This is a genomic window from Sphingobacterium sp. UME9 (assembly GCF_014170215.1).
GTDB lineage: Bacteria > Bacteroidota > Bacteroidia > Sphingobacteriales > Sphingobacteriaceae > Sphingobacterium > Sphingobacterium paramultivorum.
Window position 1 is genome coordinate 56,405 of sequence record NZ_LZZP01000006.1, and the last position, 20,615, is coordinate 77,019.

The following is a 20,615-nucleotide window of genomic DNA, read 5'->3' on the forward strand; positions in this document are numbered from 1 at the left end:
TTTGCTGGTTTATCCTCTCCTCTGAGGATACGATTTAGCAAAATATGTTGCTATCCTTGACAACTATCCTTTTTTCTCTTTTTTTGCAGATTCAATCAGTTCACGCATTTCTAACTTAATGTAATCGACATTAGGTGTCGATCCTGTCGAATTAATTTGGTCGTCGGCTCTTATCTAAAAACCTCTCCATAAAGATTTATTAATTTAAAATATTATTAAACCTTGACAATAAAAACCGAAATTTTTATTGCCCTGCAAGCATAAAACAAGATAAATTTCAGTACTCATCCAAAAACAAATGTACTTTTGACTATTTATTCGAAAAATTAAAAGTGAATTCTATTTTAATTTTATTCAACCTAATTTTGAGTTAACTACGGCTCAAAAACCAATTTCTTATGAATATAAGCCCAAATGATGATGTCAAATGTTTAATGAATTTCAAAAGATTAAATACAAAAAATAAAAAATACTTACAGATCTTGACCTTATTTAATAAAATCTGTAATATTGAAAAAAAGTTACATTCCTCAACCCGACCAATCTAAGGAATTCAACTTCACACTATCATATCATGAAAAACGATAAATATCCAGCTCATAATGATGCAAGCTTGTTAGCTCGGCTCCGAGAAGGCGATTTAGAGGCTTTCAATATTTTGTATGATAAATATTGGTCTTTACTTTTAGATGAATCTTACAAAAGGCTCGAAGATTTGGCTTCCTGTGAAGAGATTGTTCAGGATGTATTTATTGAACTTTGGGAACACTGTCCCAGTAGAGAGATTCACAACCTGAAATCCTACCTCATTGCATGCATGAAATACAAAGTCTTTGAAACCTATAAGAAAAACAAACGCAGAAATATCCTTATCGAAGAAAATCATCACCTTTATCGAAGTTATGAAATTCTGGAAGGAGATCAGTATGCCGAAAAGGATTTAAAATCTTTAATTGAACAATGGGTAGCCCATCTCCCACAAAAAAGAAAAGAAATCTTTAAAATGAGATACTTAGATGGACTTACCACAAAAGAAATTAGTGATTTGACAGAAACTTCCCAAAATACAGTTCAAAATCACCTCGGAGTATCAATTCAAAAATTAAAAAAACTTGTTATCCAACATTTTTTGACTCTACTCTTAATTTTATACAACTGTAAATAAGCAAATTACAAATAAACACCAATTTAGACTAGTACATTTTTCCCTTTTAGGGGCACTATTTAAGTGAACATTGTACTAATCATATGCAATATCCTAACCAAGAGCTCGAAAAGCTAATTGACAAATACTTAAAAGGCGAAGCCAATTCGGAAGAAATAGACGTCGTGGAACGTTTTTTTGATTCATTTTCATCCCGACCGAATTTAATCAAAACACTACCCGATCATGTACAGAAAGCACTCAAAGCACGCATTCATGGCAGAATTATAAAGAAACTGACTCGGAGGAATCAGAAAACATTCAATTTCCCTAGAATTGCAGCAGCTGCAGCTATCCTCTGTATCGCTTTTACATCTCTTTATCTTTACAAAATTGCGCAACCAAACAATCGAGAAATTACGCTAACAAACGGACAACAGCAGCGAATTGTTCTAGAAGATGGTACAAAAGTTACACTTAATGCTTCGAGCAAAATAATCTATCCCGCCTCATTCAAAGATTCCAGCACACGTGAAGTTACTTTGATTGGGGAAGCATTTTTCGATGTCGCCAAAAATCCATCCAAGCCCTTCCTTATTCATACACCAAGAATGGAAATTAGCGTACTGGGAACCGCTTTCAATGTGCGCGATTATGCCGAAGAAAATAATGCCCAAACAGCTTTGGTACGTGGCAAAGTATCCATTTGGAAAAAAGGAACTGACAATCAGAAATTTATATTAAAGCCCAAAGAAAAGTTTGTGATCAGAAAGGTATATGGAGTTGAAAAGGAATTCCCATCTACAACTACTAAAACCGCATCGGCTCCCATGGCAATAGCTATTCAGCCATTTTCCATCTCTGAAAAAGACGGATCCGCTTTAGAAACCGAATGGTTATTAAATCGGATTACCATTCAAGATGATAGATTACTGGATATCGCCTTAAAGCTAGAGCGCATGTATGGCGTGGAAATTAAAATTACAAACAAAGCAGTTGCCAACCAACGCTACTCAGCAACATTCGAAAACGAACAACTAGAAAATATCCTAAAAGCATTACAAACTGTCAATTACTTTCAAATTAAAAAAACGGGGAAAAATCAAATACAACTACTCTAAAAACAATCAACCTATATAACTCACATGAACAAAACAAAACCCAAATTTAGAAAAGAGTCGAGATTGGCTTTACTGCTCATTTGTCTTAGCGCCATGCATATACAGAGCTTCGCCTATTCTCAAACTGAAAAAATTGATGTCTCCGTTCAGGGAGGAAAACTCGAAGATGTATTTCAAACAATCAATGACAAGAGCAAATACAAAATGTTCTTTAGCAAATCGACTCTCCCAAACTCGACAATCAATATTGTTATAAAGAAAATCACTGTAAAAGATCTTCTTTCCCAGTCTCTGGCCGGGAGCAACCTAACATGGGAAGTATTGGACAATGATATTATCGCTATAAAAGAAAAAAAACAGAATCAGCAACACATTGCGGGCCAAGTCGTCAATGAAAATGGAACGCCTTTGGCAGGAGTATCTGTTATCATAAAGGACTGGCAAAAAGCAGAATACCGCAATATGCAAACGAGCACCGCAACGGATGTCAATGGACAATGGGGACTGCGTATTCCAAATGACGATGTCATTATTACTTTTTCTTTTATTGGTTATCAGAAGGTTGATATCACTGCGAAGCAGCTTATTGCCAATTCTACTCCTATTAAACTGAAACCGGAAGAAGGAAGCTTAGAAGAAGTGGTTGTTATTGGTTACGGTACGACAACACGTAGACTGAATACGGGATCAGTTGCTTCGATCACAGCGAAGGACATAACCTCTCAACCTGTAAGTAATCCACTTGCCGCACTATCGGGAAGAATGTCCGGTGTATTGATCGCCCAAAACAATGGTGTGCCCGGAAGTGCTGTTCAGATTCAGATTAGGAATCAGGCGTCATTAAGTGGAACGACCTCAGGTTCAATACCGCTATACGTGGTTGATGGAGTTCCCTTTACCAATTTTAACGGCGGACAACCTGCAACGGATAACCTCAATTCATTTGGGATCTCAGCTTCTTCAGGCGGCTTAAGTCCCTTCAGCATGATTAATCCAGCGGATATTGAACGTATCGATGTCTTGAAAGATGCCGACGCTACAGCGATCTATGGTAGCCGGGGCGCAAATGGTGTCGTATTGATCACCACAAAAAAAGGATCTGCAGGTCGTACTCGCATTGGTGTCAACTTTAACACCGGATTTACCGAGGTCAACCACTTTATCCCTATGTTGAACCTAGAACAATATCTCACGCTAAGAAAAGAGGCTTTTGCTAATGCTGGAGTTACACCTACAGCCGATAACGCTCCAGATCTTATGTTATGGGATCAGAACAAATCGACAGATTGGCAGAAAATGCTGATTGGAAACAAAGGACATATTACCGACGTTCAAGCGAATATGTCTGGTGGAAACGAATCTACCCGCTTTTTCTTTAATTCGGGATATAGACGCGAGAGTACTGTTTTTTATGGGGATAGCAAAAACAGTCGCTTTACCTCACGGTTAAACTTAGATCACACCTCTTCTGACAAAAAATTCAATGCCGCTTTATCAGTTAGCTATGCCAACGACAATTCGGATATGCCTTCCTCTGATGTCACTTCACTCTACAATTTGCCCCCCAATTATCCAATCTATGGTGACAATGGAAAATACTATTGGTTACCGTCATCAGCTTTTATTGACAACCCAATCGCCTTGCTCGAACGGAAATACTTTGGTAATACCAATAATCTGATCTCAAATGCCAATCTGAGTTACAAAATTATACCTGGACTGACAGCAAAAGCAAATTTTGGCTATACCATCACACAGTTGAATCAAAATAATCAACGGCCAATTACTTCCTTAAACAATACCGTTTCCAACCCGCTTGGTTCTTCTAGTTTCTCTAATACAAAGGCCGAAAATTGGATTATTGAACCGACATTGGATTATGTAAAAAGTATCGGCGAAGGTAAATTTACGGCATTAATTGGAACAAGTTTTCAGCAAAATTCATCCCGTTCACAGACAACCAATGGTTCTAATTATTCAAACGATGCACTTTTAGGTTCGCTCAGTGCCGCAGGATTATTCACTGCCAGCAATAACCTCGTATATTACAAATACAATGCACTATTCGGAAAAGTAAATTACGACTGGAAAGAGAAATATTTGTTTAATGGAACTTTTAGAAGAGATGGCTCATCTCGTTTTGGACCTAAAAACCGATTCGGAAATTTTGGAGCAATAGGTCTAGGATGGGTCTTTGGAAAAGAGGATTTTATACAAGATAATCTAACGTTTTTAAGTTTTGGTAAATTGAGAGCGAGCTATGGAACTACAGGTAATGATCAAATTTCAAATTACCTTTATCTTCCACTCTACTCTTCAACAACCGCGTATCTAAATAATCCTTCCATGAATATTGGAACACTTCCAAATGAATATATCAAGTGGGAAACAACCAAAAAACTGGAGTTTGCTTTAGATCTAGGTTTCTTGAAAGATCGAATTTTGTTTACTGGAAACTTTTTCAGAAATCGTTCTTCTGATCAGATAACTGATTTAGTTTTAAGTACTCAAACGGGCTACAACAGTTACAAAGAAAACCTACCGGCATTGATCCAAAATACAGGCTTGGAATTGGAGTTAAACACCACAAATATTACAAATGAAAATTTTACATGGAAAACATCTGCTAATTTCACGTTTTATAAAAACAAACTTGTCGAATTTCCTGGAATTGAAAACACATTTTATTCAAGTAGCTTTCTAGTTGGTGAGCCGCTCAATATGGTCCGTTTGTATCACTATCAAGGTGTAGACCCCGCAACAGGAAGAGCGTTATACGAAGATCGCAATGGCGATGGGGCTATAACGGGCGATGACCGATACGTTGCTAACTTAGGTACACCTTTCTATGGCGGATTTAACAATACTTTTTCCTACAAAGGCTTCGAGCTTGGCGTATTTTTTCAATTTAACCACCGCTTTGGAGTAACTAAAATCCTCAATACAAGACCTGGTGCTATGCTCAACCAAAATGATTACTGGTTGGACAGATGGACACCAAATAACAGTAATACCAATATCCCGGGAGCAATTATCCCGACAGTACCGGCATCTTCAGCTGATGGAGTTGCATTAAGCAACTCTTATAATCAATATACCAGCTCTGATGCTGTCTATGGGGATGCTTCCTATATTAAGTTGAGGTCTGTCAATTTATCTTACAACCTGCCCAAAAGCTGGACTTCGAAATTAAAAATGTCTAATTGTAATGTATTTATGCAAGGGCAAAATCTCTTTACATGGGCCAAGAACAAATATGTCCTGGATACCGAAACGACCGTGCAAGGCGGTCCATCTGGTTTAGGAACTGGAACGATTGCCCAGGTATTGCCTCCATTGCGGACGATTGTATTTGGATTTAACTGTCAATTTTAAAACTAGAGATCATGAAATTAAACATCAATAGAAATATATTATTATTAGCAATTACCAGTGGAACTCTTTTGACCAGCTCCTGCGAAAAATTTGTGGAATTGGGCGCTCCACCGACACAAGTTGTAGCTGGCGAAGCATTCTCCACAGATGCTTCTGCAAATAGTGTCATACGCGGATTGTATACCACAGCATTAAGCATCAATCTCGCCGGGACTTCAACCTTTTATACGGGAATCGCTGCAGACGACCTTCAATACAATGCGGCTGATGCAAATACCTCGGAATTCGCCAGCAATAACCTGCTGAACACAAATGGGAATGTCGCTAATTTCTGGTCAAATTGTTACCAACTTATCAAGAATGCAAACAATGCGATATCAGGTCTCGACGCATCCACCAGCCTTACCCCAAGCGTAAAAGACCAGCTCCTGGGCGAAGCGAAATTTTTTAGGGCCTATACCTATTTCTATCTCGTCAACCTTTATGGTGATGTGCCATTGCAATTACGTGATGACCTCCACGCTTTTGAAGATGCAATTCTTCCACGAACTTCTGCACAGCAAGTATATGATCAGATTATTGCTGATCTAAAAGATGCGGAAAGTAAGATGGCGACGGCCTATGATGCAACAGCAAGCCCGAGAGGAAGAGCTAACAAAACTGCTGCAAGTGCACTATTGGCAAGAGTTTATCTTTACCAAAAGGATTATCAAAATGCCGAATCTTATGCGACCAAAGTATTACAGTCATCTGATTATGGCATGCCGACACCAGATAAGAATTTTGTAAACTCAAGTAATGAGGTTATCCTTCAACTTGGCAATCAAACGGGAGTAACGACATTTGGCTCCAATTATATTACCGCGGCTACAGCTACACCCGGCTACACCCTACCGGACGCTGTGTACAATAGCTTTGAGACATCTCCGACGGTTGACTTAAGAAAAACAAATTGGACAAGTCCAAAGACGGTCTCCAACAAAATCTATTATGCCATAACCAAATATAAAGTATCCTCGGGAACAGGTTCCGAATACCATATTATGCTTCGCTTAGCCGAGCAGTATCTTATTCGCGCGGAAGCGAGGGCTAAATTGGGGAAACTTGCCGAAGCCCGGACAGATGTGGATGCTGTCCGTTCTCGCGCTGGACTTGCAGGACTTAATTCAAGCTTAAACCAAACACAAATACTATCTGCAATAGAGACGGAACGCATGCACGAATTTTTCGGTGAGTTCGGCCATCGTTGGCTCGACCTCAAGCGGACCGATCGTGCTACCGCTGTATTGTCTCCAATCAAATCAAACTGGCAGGCCACGGATGTCTTGTATCCTATTCCACAAGCCCAGATTTTGATCAACAATAAACTGACACAGAATCCAGGATACGAAGATTAATGAATTTAAAAAATCATACAGACAAAAAATGAAAACAAAAATCTTAACGGCTGCGTTGGTGTTTTCGCTAACAGCATCTTTTGCACAACAACCAGCAAAAAACAAATACCAACAGTATCTCCCAATTATAGAAAAAGGTACGTTGGTACAAAAGGATTCGCTTGCTAATGTATTAATGAGCGAATTAAAGACTTATAAATCGGAAGAAGACTACCGTACTACAATCAACATTTTGCGTTCTTTAGGGAAGGAAGATCTGCAGGCATCTGCAGAAGTACTGGCTAAGAAAAAATATCCAAAAGGATCACTAACCCGTGATGCCTTTATCACAGATGTTTTTTACAATGCAAGTACGCCAGTACAAAAAGAAAAAGCTTATAACGACCTTATCAAAAAATGGCCAGTTAAAAACTTCAAGGAAGAACCACTGACTTATGATTATGTATTGGCTAATTTAGCACAAAGTTTCGCCAACGATGGAAATGCACAAAAAGCAATATATTATCTAGGAGAAATGAAAGAACGATTCTGGCGCGGAAATGGATATATCCCTGTTGGTCAAACCCTCCTGAGGACAGGTGATACGACTACTGCAGCACCTCTCTTAAAAACTGCTATGGATGATAGTTATTACTATTTAACCCTTCCAGAGGATCAAAAAGACAATAAGGCTCGGTTTGCGGCCATGGGGTATGCAAGCTCCATGTCAGCTTATGTAAATATACTTGTTTCGCAGAAAAAATTTACTGAAGCGCTAGGTTATATAGAAAATGCATTAAATGCAGCACCAGAGCAAGCGGATGGTCTAGCAATGGTATACTACAAATCTTTAATGGGCACAGGAAGAAAGCTTGAGGCATATAATATTCTCACCAAGTTATATGCTAAAGGACAATTTGCGGTCGAAAATGATCTTAAAAAATTATATACTGAATTGAATGGATCTGTTCAAGGCTACGAGAATTTTAATGCATCCTTAAAAATAGAGTTAACGCAAAACATTCGCAACCATATCAAAGAAATGGCAACTTTTAAACCTGCACCTAATTTTGAATTACTCAATCTTAAAGGTGAAAAAGTATCCCTAGCCAGTTTAAAGGGAAAAGTTGTCGTATTGGATTTTTGGGCAACTTGGTGTCAGCCATGTATCCGTTCATTTCCAGGAATGAAGGCAGCACAGGACTCTTACGCAGATGATAAGGATGTACAATTCTTATTCATGAATACCTGGGAGCGCGATAAGAACTATAAAGAAAATGTGATATCCTTTATCAGCAAGAATAACTATCCTTTTGAAGTGCTCTATGACGATCAAAAAGATCCACAAACCGGAGAAGTTATGGCCGCGAAATTCGGAGTCAAAGGAATTCCAGCAAAATTTATTATTGATAAGGAAGGAAATATACGTTATTTTCTTACGGGATCTACTCCAAATGTAGATTATATTAAATTAGAAATGAAAGAGCTCATCGAAGCTGCTAAAAAACCTTATAAAGGCTAAAAAGAAGGGGGCGTTCAAAAAGATTGAACAGCCCCCTTCTTTTTATAATCCAGCCAACTGTAGTCCGGCCAACTCCTGAGCGTAAAAGAAGAATTTTTGTGGGCTTTAAGGCTTTCTAAATGTGGATCGGAGAATCTGCCGAAATGAGCCATACAGCACATAAATTTGAGCTATCAACAAAAATAGATCTGTCTCAGCAGTCTTATCTTTGTTGCTATACAATAAGCAGATGACAACAAGAAACAACAGGAAGAAGTGGCTTCGGTTTTTGAAAAGAACAATCTTAGGACTGGCAGTTCTCATCGCTCTTATCGGACTATATATGATGCATCCACAATTCGGCAAAAGACCCTCGGGTGAAAGACTTCAACGCATACAGCTATCGAAACAGTTTAAAGGCGGAAAATTCCAGAATAGCAGCCCTACACCACAGCTCACACAGCCCTGGACCGTAGCCCTATACGATTATTTTTTTAAGCGCTCCAACGAAACAAGTCCCAAACATACTATACCAACAATGTATATCGACTGGGAAAAGTTATTAAGTCAGCCTCATGGGCTTGTTTGGTTTGGTCACTCCTCTTATTTCCTTCGTCTCGATGGTAAGAACATACTCGTCGATCCTGTCCTTAGTGGCAGTGCTTCTCCTATTCCAGGAAGTGTAAAAGCGTTTAAAGGAGCCGATGTCTCTACCGTATCTGCTCTACCGCCGATTGACTATCTATTTATATCACATGACCATTATGATCACATGGATTATAAGACGTTAAAGGCACTACAACCCCGGGTTGGAAAAGTCATTGTTGGTCTTGGCGTTGGCTCCCATCTTGAATATTGGGGATATCGTCCTGAACAGATCATCGAAAAAGATTGGTGGGACGAAATCAACTTGGGTGATGGTTTCCGTGTAACAGTTGCGCCCGCCAGACATTTTTCAGGCCGCAGTATATTTACTGCCAACACATTATGGGCATCCTATGCGCTCCAGACACCTTCCATGCGGCTCTATTTAGGCGGGGACAGCGGCTACGATAACCACTTCAAAGAGATAGGTAATCAATTGGGCCCTTTTGACCTGGCTATATTGGAGAATGGCCAATACGACCTCAGTTGGAAACACATACACATGATGCCGGAGGAGGTTGTCCAAGCGGCACATGATCTCAAAGCTTCTTTACTGTTTCCGGTTCATTCGTCCAAGTTTGTATTGGCCAATCACGCCTGGAATGAACCTCTAGAACGTATTTCCAAGGAAGCAATACGACAACAACAGCCTTTGCTTACCCCCATGATCGGCCAGGTCATTGACCTCGATCAGCCCCCTTTAACACCTAGTTATTGGTGGCGGAAATAATTTTAAGCAACGGAATTGATAGTCGCTGGTGTTATGCCAAACTTCTCCTTGAAAGAAGCATAAAAATGAGAAAGGTTTTCAAAACCCAGATCAAGATAAAAATCTGCAGGTTTTTGTCGCTTATTTTCAATTAGATAATAAGCCTCAGAAAGACGTCTTTCTTGCAGCCATTTTCGGGGAGACGTCTGGAATATTTTCTCAAAATCACGTTTAAAGCTTGCTAAACTCCGTCCTGTTAGTTTCGCAAAGTTTTCTAAAGGTACATTGTACCGATAGTTTTTAACCATAAATTGCTCGAGATCAATTTTATGCGGCTCCGAAAAGTCAAAAAGCAGGTCTTTTAACTGTGGATAGCTTTCCAACAACAAAGTGATCAACTCGTAGATCTTGATATTTTCCATCTGCGGGCTCACTCGGTCGATGGCTTCCGCATAGGGGGTCAATGACTCAAAATAACTTTTTATAAACAGGTTACTTTCCAGAACAACATTGGACTCACCCTGATACTTTTTGTCCGAACTGAGATGATGGTCCATCGCGTATTGCTTCAGCCGATCAGCCCCCAGCAATACTGAAACAGATTTGTAAACATTATTTTTCGCGGGATATTTAAAAGCTTTGGCCAGTTGGTTTCTGCGGGCAACCACAATCTGCCCTTCTGTCGCCACCAATTTTCCTTTCTGATGGTCCAGATGTGTTTCACCAGATAGCTGAAAAAAAACGACATGTTCGGGAATGAACTGTTCGTGCCCAAATGCTTTCTCGACATAACAGGAATACAAAAAGGCATTCCCAAAATCTTTCTCTTCCATGCTCAATACGATTTATTTTAAACGGCTGTGCGACTATGGGTACCGATAGCTAAAATCAGTCCCAGCCTAAAGGTAGCAAATATCTCATACCTTTTGCAAAGCCTAGTTGTCTGAAAGCTCAAAATACAGTTGGTACACAGCTCAAATCAAGCTACCGAAAAACTCAAGATTGACATCCACCAATTTTAAAACAGCCCCCTATCCGATCTCGCTGCCACATAGGAATAAGTTCCATACTTACCTCATCACATTCATCCCGTCTGTCAAAAAAAAACATTTTGACATATTTTGTTATTTTGTCAAAAAATAGTACTTTTGTACCAATAACTAGTAACAATGAACAACGAACGGGACCAACTTGCCGACCAGATACTTCATGCCGCTTCAGGGCTTTATTTACAATATGGGCTAAAGAAAGTGACTATGGATGATATTGCAAAAGCAATAGGTAAAACCCGTACAGCCGTATATTATTACTTTAAAAATCGGGAAGAAGTTTTTGATGCTGTATTGGACTCCCTTGTCAAAGAAGTTGTTCAGGAAATTCAGCGCGCAATGGATTCCAAGCATACAATCCATGAAAAAATAGAAGCTTTCTGTCAAACCAAGATTAAGACTTCCGAAGCGAAAAAACCATTCTTTACCGCGATTGAAGTCGGTATGAACGCAGCAGAAAAGAGCAAACATACACAAGCCATGGGTTTAGTTCACCAACAGCTCATGAAGGCCGAAACTCAGCTGCTCAGCGAAGCGCTTATATTAAGTACACAACGACAGGAAATTCGTCAACTCACAACAATTGAGCACGACAGTTTTATTTTTATTCTCCTTAGTGGTATCCGCGGAATAAAACGTGAAATGCTCTTAAAAAACAGTTTTAAAGGCTTAAACGAAACCATCCATACCTTAGTTGACATGACCGAGAGATGGCTTAGGTAATTTTTTTTGAGTCTATTTTGACACTTATACATTTTATGTCAAATAGTAAAATAAATAAAAAACATGCAGCAGATCAGCAACCTCAGTACATTCAGGGCTTTTCGGAGCCGCAATTATACGCTTTATTTTTTTGGCAGATCGGTTTCTCAATTTGGCACTTGGATGCAACGTACTGCGGTAGTTTGGGTGGTGTATAGCCTCACCCATTCTGCATTTATGTTGGGCCTGACGATTTTTGCTGAACAATTTCCTTCTTTTCTCTTTTCTGCGCTCGGTGGCGTTGCAGCGGACCGTTACGACCGTTACAAAATTGTACAGCTGACACAGATTGCATCGTTGATTCAAGCGACACTACTTGCCTTGTTGGTCATGCATGGCCACAACAATGTGTGGACGATCCTTGGATTGAGCATAATATTGGGAATTATCAATGCATACGATGTCCCAGCGAGGCAATCTATGATCAACGAGGTTGTTCATGAACCTTCAGATCTCCCCAGTGCACTGTCGCTCAATTCGGCCATGGCGAGTTTAGCTAAGCTACTTGGACCAGCACTATCGGGTATTGTCCTGCAGCAGTTTGGTGCTGGGGTTTGCTTTCTCATCAACGCCGCTACGTTTGCAGCTGTTATGGTCTCTATCGCCTTCATGAAAATACCAAAACTTAAAAAAACCGTTGGTCCATCCAAAAACGTCTTTAAGGAGCTTGCCGCAGGATTCCATTATATCAAAAATGAATCTACAATTGGTTGGGTGATATTGATGTTAAGTATTGTAGGTTTCCTTGTACTTCCTTACGATACACTTATTCCCGTATACGCCAAGGAAATATTTAAAGGTGACGCACAGACCTTTGGTTACATCACTAGTTTTATTGGTGTCGGAGCACTAATCGGCACGATTATGCTTGCTTCACTTCGTGCAAATGCCTCTATGCGCAAGGTCCTGATTGGAAGCACACTGATCCTTAGTCTCGGCTTGATTTGTTTTTCCCAGATACAGTTATTTGTACCGGCCATGATCTTTGCCGCAATTACAGGGTTTGGTTCCGTTGTTCAATTTACCGCCTGCAATATCATCGTGCAGTCCGAAGCCGCTCCTGAAATGCGTTCGCGGGCCATCAGTATCCTACTGACAGCGATCTTTGGTATGCTTCCGCTGGGGAGTTTACTCATTGGTGCCCTATCTGAAAAAATAGGTGCACCAAGCACCCTCCTTTTCCAGGGAATTGCAGGTTTGGCTATCGCATACTTCTTTAATAAAGTTTTACTTCCAAAACCAAAAGAAAAAATCCAAGCGGATCGAAAAATAGAGAAAGAATCAGAAGAACAATTTTTAAACAATATATAATACCATGGAAAAAATGAACAGCGCCCTACTTGTCATGGATATGCAATCCGCAATCCTGGGCACATTGAACAATCCCGAGCAATTGATTAAAAACACGAAAATGGTCATCGCCAAGGCACGTGAACAGCAACTGCCAATTATCTATGTTGTGGTTGGCTTTTCAAAGGGCATGCCCGAAATAAGTGAACAGAACAAGGCATTTTCATCCGTTAAAAAAACACTGATGGCACTGGATATGCAAGAATGGATGGCCATTCATCCAGAATTAGCCCCACAAAATGGGGACATTCGGCTTGTTAAGAAGAGATTCAGCGCCTTCGCGGGTAGTGACCTTGAGCTTATTCTGCGAAGCCAGGGTATTCAACATCTTATTCTCACGGGTATATCGACCAGTGGTGTAGTACTTTCTACCTTACGCGAGGCCGCAGATAAGGACTACGTTCTTACTGTGATCGATGATTGTTGCATGGATCATGATGTGGAAGTACATAATATCTTAATGAACAAAGTTTTTCCAAGGCAAGCCGAAATCGTCCACGCAACTGATTGGAACACCTAATGAAATTCTTTTCTAAATCGAATGGCCCATGTCATCACCTACGTGTTTCAACATGGAGCCATTCGAACTGCTTATTATTTCTTTGCAGCAAGCCGCTTACGTATAATACTGACAAATTCGGGTGAAACCCCCAGGTAGGATGCAATATAGTATTGCGGTACCCTTTGGGAAATAGTCGGGTATAGTTCAATAAATTCGAGATAGCGATCGGCGGCTGGTTTGGCCATTGTATGGATCAGCCTATTTTGCAGAACAGCGAGCCGACGTTGCACTAGCATACGAAAAACCCGCTCAAACTTTGGAACAGTCTCTAATAATCTCTCCTTGGTCTCGGGTGTTAACATCAAAAACTCACTGTCTTCTAATGTTTCCATGTATAAACTAGATGGTGTATGATAATGAAATGAAGCAATATCACTAATCCACCAATCTTCGACAGCAAAAGCCAGCGTTACTTCAAAACCATTTTCATCCAGATAATAAATCCGGACACAACCTTTTTGAAGATATCCTTCAAACTGACAGATTTCCCCTTCTTCCAATAGCATCGTTTTTTTGGGAACCTTCTTTGCTGTCAATAAACCAGTAAACTGTTCGGTTTCTTCGGCTGTCAAAGTAATGCACTTGGACACATTTTTAAGAATATTTTCGTATAACATAGTATTTCTTTAAATAGATCCGGTCGTTAAACACCTTCATTTTCGTGTAAAATATAACCCGCTCCATAGATACTTTCGATATGAAGTTTGCAATCCATCTGCAGTAATTTACGAAGTCGGGAGATAAAAACCTCTAGGCTTTTACCGTTAAAAAAATCCGTATTACCCCAAAACTGCAGCAGGAGATCTTTTTTATTGACCAATAGATTTTTATGAAGGACCAGATGTCGCAGCAACTCAGCTTCACGGACTGTGAGCTTTTGTATGCTTCCCATCCCATCACGCAGACTATAACGTTCCATGTTGAGCAACAGACAACCGATAGCGAGTTCGATTTCCGAATTCGTCGGCATTTCGGGCGCATTTGCCACGTTCAATAAATTGCGGATCTTGAGCAATATTTCGTCCATGTCAAAAGGTTTCGCGATGTAATCAACAGCGCCGAGACTAAGTCCTCTGAGCCGCGATGTGCGTTCATGAAGTGCTGTCAAAAAGAAAATAGGTTGCCCAGGATTCAATTGTATCATTTGTTGCGCCAGGTCAAAACCATTGCCATCGGGCAACTGCACATCAATAATTAGTAATTTGACGGCACAGGACTGAAAAGCCGCCCAGCCTCCTTGCGCCGTGCTTTCCCAGCGCACCGTAAAGCCTTTGTATCGCAAATAACGTGAGAAAACTTCGCCCAAATCAGGTTCGTCTTCAATCAAAAGGATGTCAATCTTATCTTTTGCCATTGAATGCCACATTACTCATGTAAATATAAAAAATTGTACCGGAACCAGACTTACCGCCTGCTACATGGATCGTCCAACCCAGCCTGTCCAAATAAGATTTGACATAGTAAAGCCCCAGTCCTAGTCCAGGTTTATTACCGGATAGTTTGCCTCTATAAAATGCTGTAAATATCGCTTCCTGATCTGCAGGGGCGATCCCAATCCCATTATCCACTATTTTGAGGTTATAATGATGACCTTGCTGCTCCCAGCTAAACTGAATCGTCTTCTTACTATTATCGTTAAATTTTATCGCATTGGATACCAGGTTATCTAAGATTGAAAAATAATAATCTTCATCAAGACTCATCTCCACATCGGCAGCTAAAGGTTCATATTGAATTTCAATTTCACCTCGGTAGCGCAAATGAAGTTCTTTCAGTATTTGCTGTGTAAGCCGATCAATAGAAACGGATACAATTTTAGCCTCTTGTTCCTGTAATGCCACAGATCCCATGACCTGTTCAAAATAAGCTTTGAGTCGTTTGGCTTGCCTTTCCACGATGCGCCCAAGTTGTGCCACCTCCTTATCGTCTTTTCCTGTTTCACGATCGATCAAACTATGTGCACTGATCAAAATTGTCGTCAGTGGCGTATTAAATTCATGGCGCATATGATTTAGAAAACTCGTTTTCAGGTCTGCCAATTTACGTTGGTTGATCCAATTACGATAGGTTCGATAACTCAATAATACGATCACAACAATACAAGCTAAGGAGAGTAAAAACACGGGCATCATCCGTTGGACAAGACGCCAGCCCCTGTTTTCATAATCAACATACAGGCTATAGGTAAAACGATAAGGAATAGGATTCTTGTCACTAACAGACAGTTGGAATACCCTATTATTATTTGTTCCGCGCTTGAGTTTGCCACTAATTAGACCAGCACGATCATCGGCTGCTAACGCATAGAAAGTCGTCCAGGCACGGTCTCTTGCATTATATATTTCCAATTTATCAAAATGGAATAGGTAAACAAGTGTCGTATCGAGCCCTTGCTGATGTACGATCCGACGAAAAATACTGTCTAACGACTGCTGCCTACGCATCTGATCGAGAAAGCCATTCATACAATGGTTACCATACTGGTCTGCGTCTGCGGACTTATTTATTTTTTTTTCATACCATTTCGGCAAACAGGGTACCAATGTTGTCTGGAATATGGCATCTCCCCCAGGGAATATCTTATCATCCATAATCACAGCTCCATAAGCATTCTGGATCCGATTGAGCTGTCCAATCTGATAATTCTTGTCTTCAAGCTTATACGTATTGAAGATCAGAAAACCGATCAACCCCGTCAAGATCAAGAAGCTTGTTCCAAATGCCCAAGGATATATATTTTTACCGGTACTCTTCATGGTTTAAAAATAACATCAATTTGTCGAATCAAGATATCTATTAGGCTTTTATTAGGCTTTCGTTAGGTTTCCATTAGGCTTAAATAACACAACCTTGACCTATCTTTACAACATAACAACTTAGCAAATTATGTCCAAAATTTTACAGCCCCTACTTTACTGCCTATCTTTTCTTTTACTGGGCAACACGTTATTGGCACAATCCGGTTTTTCAAAGAAGGTCCTTGAGCAGAGTCAGCTCGACTTTGTCAATCTTGGATTCGGTATGTTCATCCATTATGGCATGCCAACTTTTATGGAACAAGACTGGTCCGATCCCAACGCCGCACTTGAACTGTTCAAATCTCCGAAGCTCAACGCAGATCAATGGGCTAAAGCTGCCAAATCGGCCAATATGAGCTATGGTTGCCTAACCACCAAGCACCATAGTGGCTTCCCGATCTGGAATACCAAAACAACAGATTATAATGTAATGAACACGCCTTTACATCGTGATGTTGTTAAAGAATTTACGGATGCTTTCCGCAAAAATGGTTTGCGTGTTATGCTTTATTATTCCATTTTGGATATGCATCAGGGCATACGTCCACATACCATTACCAAAGCGCATATCCAATTGATCAAAGATCAGCTGACGGAATTGTTGACCCAATACGGAGAAATCGACGCCTTGGTCATTGATGGATGGGACGCCCCTTGGTCGCGTATTTCGTACGATGATGTTCCTTTCGATGACATCTATTATCTTGTCAAATCACTCCAACCGAAATGTTTGTTGATGGATCTCAATTCGGCAAAATACCCCGGTGATGCGTTGTTTTACACCGATATCAAATCGTACGAACAAGGCGCGGGTCAATTTATCTCCAAGGAGCATAACAAATTGCCGGCAATGGCCTGTCTTCCCTTACAGCAAAATTGGTTCTGGAAAACATCGTTTCCGAACACCCCAGTTAAAAATGTCAATGAATTGGTCGAGAAATTTGTAATTCCGTACAACAACGCGTATTGCAACTTTATGCTCAATGTAGCACCAAATAGTGATGGTCTGATGGATCAAAATGCGCTTGATGCACTGAAGACAATCGGTACATTATACAAAAATAAACCCAGCTACAACTCATTACCAAGTTACCAGGCACCAATAGTCGACCACAATATGGCCAAACAAGTACCTTCATACAGTAGCTGGAGCGAAGATATGAACATTATGGATTTTGCCAACGACGATAACTTTGGTAGTGCCTGGGTCTCCAATCCGGCAGTCAAAGATGAAGTATGGTATGAATTGGATTTTGAACGTAGTAAAGCTTTCAATAGTGTTGTTATTACCGAAGGAAAAGACAATCCTTCACAGTATAACTTATCCTATCTGAAAGATGGAAAATGGCATCCTATAGTGGTTACAGCGGTACAACAGGGCCGCATCAAGATCTTCCGCTTTGATGAAGTACTGGGACAAAAATTACGCTTCAGCATCAAACCTGAAAAAGGCCATGCGGTCGTAAACGAAATCGGCGTTTACCAAGAAAGACGCTAACACAAAACAAAGAATCAAAAACGTCTTTGCTATTCTTCTCCTATAAAAGTCTATATCCACCGACTTTTATAGGGGGAGATTTGTACCCATGGCCTGTTATCCTATTCTTTCAAAATCGCTCCATTTTTAGTGAATTTCACGCTAAAGCCATGCATCAGAACCCGCGTACGTTTGACCTTTCCTTCTCGTTTTCCAAAAGTCCCCAAAGCCGTCTCTTCCGGTGCGCCGAAATCAAAATCCACATCAATCAACAGGGGATATTTCTTTGTATTAACTAAACCCAAGCGATTGCTCGCTTTAATCCAACGGGTCAAATCATCATCCCGGTCAACAAAATAGGTTCCGATTGTTAACCGATAAAATTCATCGTTTCTAGCCAGGTCCAAATAAACCCTTTCTTTATCATTATTTAGGCTGTACTCACTTAAATGTTGTTCCAGTATTCTCTCTACGGAATCTGGAAATACATACAAAATTTCCTGCCCAACAGCCATCAGCCTCATACAGTTTAAAAATAAAAAAAGTAGGCTGCTTCTTATGAGGTGATGTATTTTCATGATCTTTATCGTTTTTCTAAAATCATCGGAACAGCGTTCATTTCAAGGGAATTCGTTTCATCCAAATGGAAATGGGCACCTTTTGGCACTTCATCCTGCGCAAGTATCAAAAGTTGCTTGGCCAATGAGATAAGCCCCTGTTTGTTGGCTCGAATTACAATTTCGTTGGCAACAAGTTGAACTGCTATTTCAAATCCAGGTTCCCATGACGCCTGTAGCCCCAACTCTTCGGAATAGGTGGGTAAATTAATTTCTAAGTTCATATATACTGGTTTTGCTCCACCTAAACTTAATTAAAATTACCTAGATCTAGCGTCCATATAATCTAAAGTCCCCATAAAAGAGGCTCCTTGCATTGCAAGGAGCCTCTTTTATGGGGACGAATAAGTTAAATTCCTATTTACTCCAACCTGGGTTTTGTGTCAGATTTCCGTTCAGCACAATCGCTGCAGACGGAATTGGGTAAAGGTATTGCTTGTTATTGTCATCCCAGGTACGCTTCACAGCTTTAAACCATTCCAGGTGATTGTCCGAAGTCATTGTCTGGAAATTGGTACTTTTGCCCCCTATAGCGACCTTGGCTACTCCTGCAGGAACAGTTATCGAAGGAGCTGATTTACTTCCATCATAGAACACGACATCTGGAGTTCCATTGTGGTCGATATCAATCAGCTTATCTAAAGCAGGGATATAAATTCCCGTCCAAGGCAAATTTGCCATAAGCGGTCCAAGTTTCCATCGCTTCAAATCATTGAAACGGAAACCCTCCAGAGCTAATTCCACCTGTCTTTCACGACGTATTTCTAAAAGCACGGGGCTATTGACTTCGGGGAAGAATGTATTTTTCAAGTAGGTATCCACTTTGGTTGGCAGTGCATTCGTTCCACTTGTTATTCCTGCCCTTGAACGTAATGCTCCAATAGTTTTCGACCAATCCGCATCATTGAAAGTACCTAGTTCCTGTTTCGCTTCAGCATAGTTTAATAATATTTCCGCATAACGCATTAAAGGAACTGCATTGGTATTGTAACCGCCATTGTCGTAATAGGGATCGTCTAAAGTATACTTGATCGGTTGATACCCCGTATAGGTAAAACTTGCAAAATTTGGGGGAGCAGGCTGTCCATTACGGGAATATCCTGGCGTCCGGATCAACTGCGCCAAGCGCAAGTCGCGATTTTGACACTCCTCATAGAATTCCTCAGTCTGAAAGTTCGGTCTATCCGTATAAGGAGTACCGTCAACATTCAAAAAACTATTGATAAAAGGCCTTACCAAACTTAAACGTGGACCGTAGGTTGCTGATGTCCACCACCAGTTGGCATCGTTCAAAAGCGCAAGATCTTTACTGAAAGTTACGGCCAACATGACCTCTTTTGTCACTGGCGTATTACTGGTAAACAACTGTCGCTGTGATGTTTTAGGGTCTGCGGAGATATTAAGCCCATAAGGACCATTTTCCATTAAAATCTTGCCAGCGTCTACCGCCATCTGGAAGAATACTTCCGGCTGTGTAGCCAAATTGAGCTTTTGGTATTTACGAAATGTTCCTTCGAACAGCGCGATTCGGGTCTTCAAACCAAGTGCTGTCCATTTATTAACCGTACTACCGTCACCCGCCGTATTTGTAATATTGGCGTAGGCAAAGTCCAGATCTTCCATGATGTGCTTCATGACCACTTCGCGCGAATCCCGTGGTGCTTTAAGGATATCCGTCTCATCAACCGCCAAAGGGTGATCTACCCAAGGCACATCGCCAAAACGAACTACTTTCTCATAATAGAACCAAGCTCTGAAAAAGCGGGCTAAGCCGATATAATTATTTTTGATAGCATCGCTCAATTTGGGACTATTACATTTAGCTATCAATTGGTTGATATTACGCAGGGTAGCCCAGGACCACCCCGAACTGATCTCAGCACTGTAAGCGCCGCCGACCATAAAATCATTGAGACTATTTACAGCCGAATAGTCAGCCATAGCGTCACCCTTATAAGCGTCACTACCAGAAGTGATATTCCGATAGAATGAGTTGCTGTAATTTTTTAATCCACTTTCGCTCCCGAAGATATCCTCCTCGGTGGCACCTGCCTTCGGCAGCTCGTTTAGTTCACAGGAGGAGAACAAAAGCGCAACAATAGGTATATAAAATAATTTTTTCATGATAA

General features: G+C 40.5%; 17 protein-coding genes. 10 read left to right on the forward strand and 7 right to left on the reverse strand.

The window, feature by feature from the left end:
• Positions 1-574: 574 nt before the first annotated feature.
• The 6 genes from A9970_RS12210 (at position 575) to A9970_RS12235 (ending at position 9,892) form a co-directional block, all read left to right on the forward strand.
• Complete coding sequence (locus A9970_RS12210) at positions 575-1,165, forward strand: RNA polymerase sigma factor (protein WP_182982458.1); 591 nt, start codon at positions 575-577, stop codon at positions 1,163-1,165.
• An 83-nt stretch (positions 1,166-1,248) separates the two neighbouring features.
• Positions 1,249-2,265: a FecR family protein gene (locus A9970_RS12215; RefSeq protein WP_182982459.1), complete on the forward strand. Its 1,017-nt coding sequence runs from the start codon at positions 1,249-1,251 to the stop codon at positions 2,263-2,265.
• A gap of 24 nt (positions 2,266-2,289) precedes the next feature.
• A complete protein-coding gene (locus A9970_RS12220) occupies positions 2,290-5,640 on the forward strand; it encodes a TonB-dependent receptor (protein ID WP_182982460.1) in 3,351 nt (1,116 codons plus the stop codon).
• Positions 5,641-5,651: 11 nt separating this feature from the next.
• Complete coding sequence (locus A9970_RS12225; RefSeq protein WP_182982461.1) at positions 5,652-7,037, forward strand: RagB/SusD family nutrient uptake outer membrane protein; 1,386 nt, start codon at positions 5,652-5,654, stop codon at positions 7,035-7,037.
• Between the two features lie 28 nt (positions 7,038-7,065).
• Positions 7,066-8,538 carry a TlpA disulfide reductase family protein gene (locus A9970_RS12230; protein WP_182982462.1) on the forward strand — a complete coding sequence of 491 codons (1,473 nt, stop codon included), beginning with the start codon at positions 7,066-7,068 and terminating at the stop codon, positions 8,536-8,538.
• Positions 8,539-8,767: 229 nt separating this feature from the next.
• A complete protein-coding gene (locus A9970_RS12235; protein WP_182982463.1) occupies positions 8,768-9,892 on the forward strand; it encodes an MBL fold metallo-hydrolase in 1,125 nt (374 codons plus the stop codon).
• 2 nt (positions 9,893-9,894) lie between these two features.
• Here A9970_RS12235 and A9970_RS12240 read toward each other — a convergent pair whose 3' ends face one another.
• The gene (locus A9970_RS12240; RefSeq protein WP_120336625.1) at positions 9,895-10,704 is read right to left on the reverse strand and encodes an AraC family transcriptional regulator; all 810 of its coding nucleotides are present in this window, start codon (positions 10,702-10,704) and stop codon (positions 9,895-9,897) included.
• A gap of 336 nt (positions 10,705-11,040) precedes the next feature.
• Here A9970_RS12240 and A9970_RS12245 point away from each other — a divergent pair, with 336 nt between their 5' ends.
• The 3 genes from A9970_RS12245 (at position 11,041) to A9970_RS12255 (ending at position 13,552) form a co-directional block, all read left to right on the forward strand.
• Complete coding sequence (locus tag A9970_RS12245; RefSeq protein ID WP_182982464.1) at positions 11,041-11,643, forward strand: TetR/AcrR family transcriptional regulator; 603 nt, start codon at positions 11,041-11,043, stop codon at positions 11,641-11,643.
• A gap of 63 nt (positions 11,644-11,706) precedes the next feature.
• Positions 11,707-12,993, forward strand: a complete 1,287-nt coding sequence (locus A9970_RS12250) for an MFS transporter (protein ID WP_182982465.1) — start codon at positions 11,707-11,709, stop codon at positions 12,991-12,993.
• Positions 12,994-13,006: 13 nt separating this feature from the next.
• Entirely contained in the window at positions 13,007-13,552 is a 546-nt protein-coding gene (locus tag A9970_RS12255) for a cysteine hydrolase family protein (protein WP_259655384.1), read from the forward strand.
• A 74-nt stretch (positions 13,553-13,626) separates the two neighbouring features.
• Here A9970_RS12255 and A9970_RS12260 read toward each other — a convergent pair whose 3' ends face one another.
• Genes A9970_RS12260 through A9970_RS12270 form a run of 3 tightly spaced genes read right to left on the reverse strand, consistent with a single transcriptional unit; the run spans position 13,627 to position 16,350 of the window.
• Positions 13,627-14,211, reverse strand: coding sequence for a Crp/Fnr family transcriptional regulator (locus A9970_RS12260; protein ID WP_070567442.1), 585 nt, complete (start codon positions 14,209-14,211; stop codon positions 13,627-13,629).
• Positions 14,212-14,237: 26 nt separating this feature from the next.
• Entirely contained in the window at positions 14,238-14,948 is a 711-nt protein-coding gene (locus tag A9970_RS12265) for a response regulator transcription factor (protein WP_182982467.1), read from the reverse strand.
• Positions 14,935-16,350 (reverse strand): sensor histidine kinase KdpD, encoded by a 1,416-nt coding sequence (locus tag A9970_RS12270; protein WP_182982468.1) that lies wholly within the window; start codon positions 16,348-16,350, stop codon positions 14,935-14,937. The genes A9970_RS12265 and A9970_RS12270 overlap by 14 nt, the downstream gene beginning before the upstream one ends.
• A 130-nt stretch (positions 16,351-16,480) precedes the next feature.
• On the opposite strand from A9970_RS12270, the gene A9970_RS12275 reads away from it, so the two are divergent.
• Positions 16,481-17,890 (forward strand): alpha-L-fucosidase, encoded by a 1,410-nt coding sequence (locus A9970_RS12275; RefSeq protein ID WP_182982469.1) that lies wholly within the window; start codon positions 16,481-16,483, stop codon positions 17,888-17,890.
• 101 nt (positions 17,891-17,991) lie between these two features.
• On the opposite strand, the gene A9970_RS12280 is transcribed toward A9970_RS12275, so the two are convergent.
• From A9970_RS12280 to A9970_RS12290, 3 genes are all read right to left on the reverse strand, one after another.
• Positions 17,992-18,447, reverse strand: a complete 456-nt coding sequence (locus tag A9970_RS12280) for a hypothetical protein (RefSeq protein WP_182982470.1) — start codon at positions 18,445-18,447, stop codon at positions 17,992-17,994.
• A 5-nt stretch (positions 18,448-18,452) separates the two neighbouring features.
• Positions 18,453-18,710, reverse strand: a complete 258-nt coding sequence (locus tag A9970_RS12285; RefSeq protein WP_182982471.1) for a hypothetical protein — start codon at positions 18,708-18,710, stop codon at positions 18,453-18,455.
• A gap of 133 nt (positions 18,711-18,843) precedes the next feature.
• Entirely contained in the window at positions 18,844-20,610 is a 1,767-nt protein-coding gene (locus A9970_RS12290; RefSeq protein WP_182982472.1) for a RagB/SusD family nutrient uptake outer membrane protein, read from the reverse strand.
• Positions 20,611-20,615 lie beyond the last annotated feature (5 nt).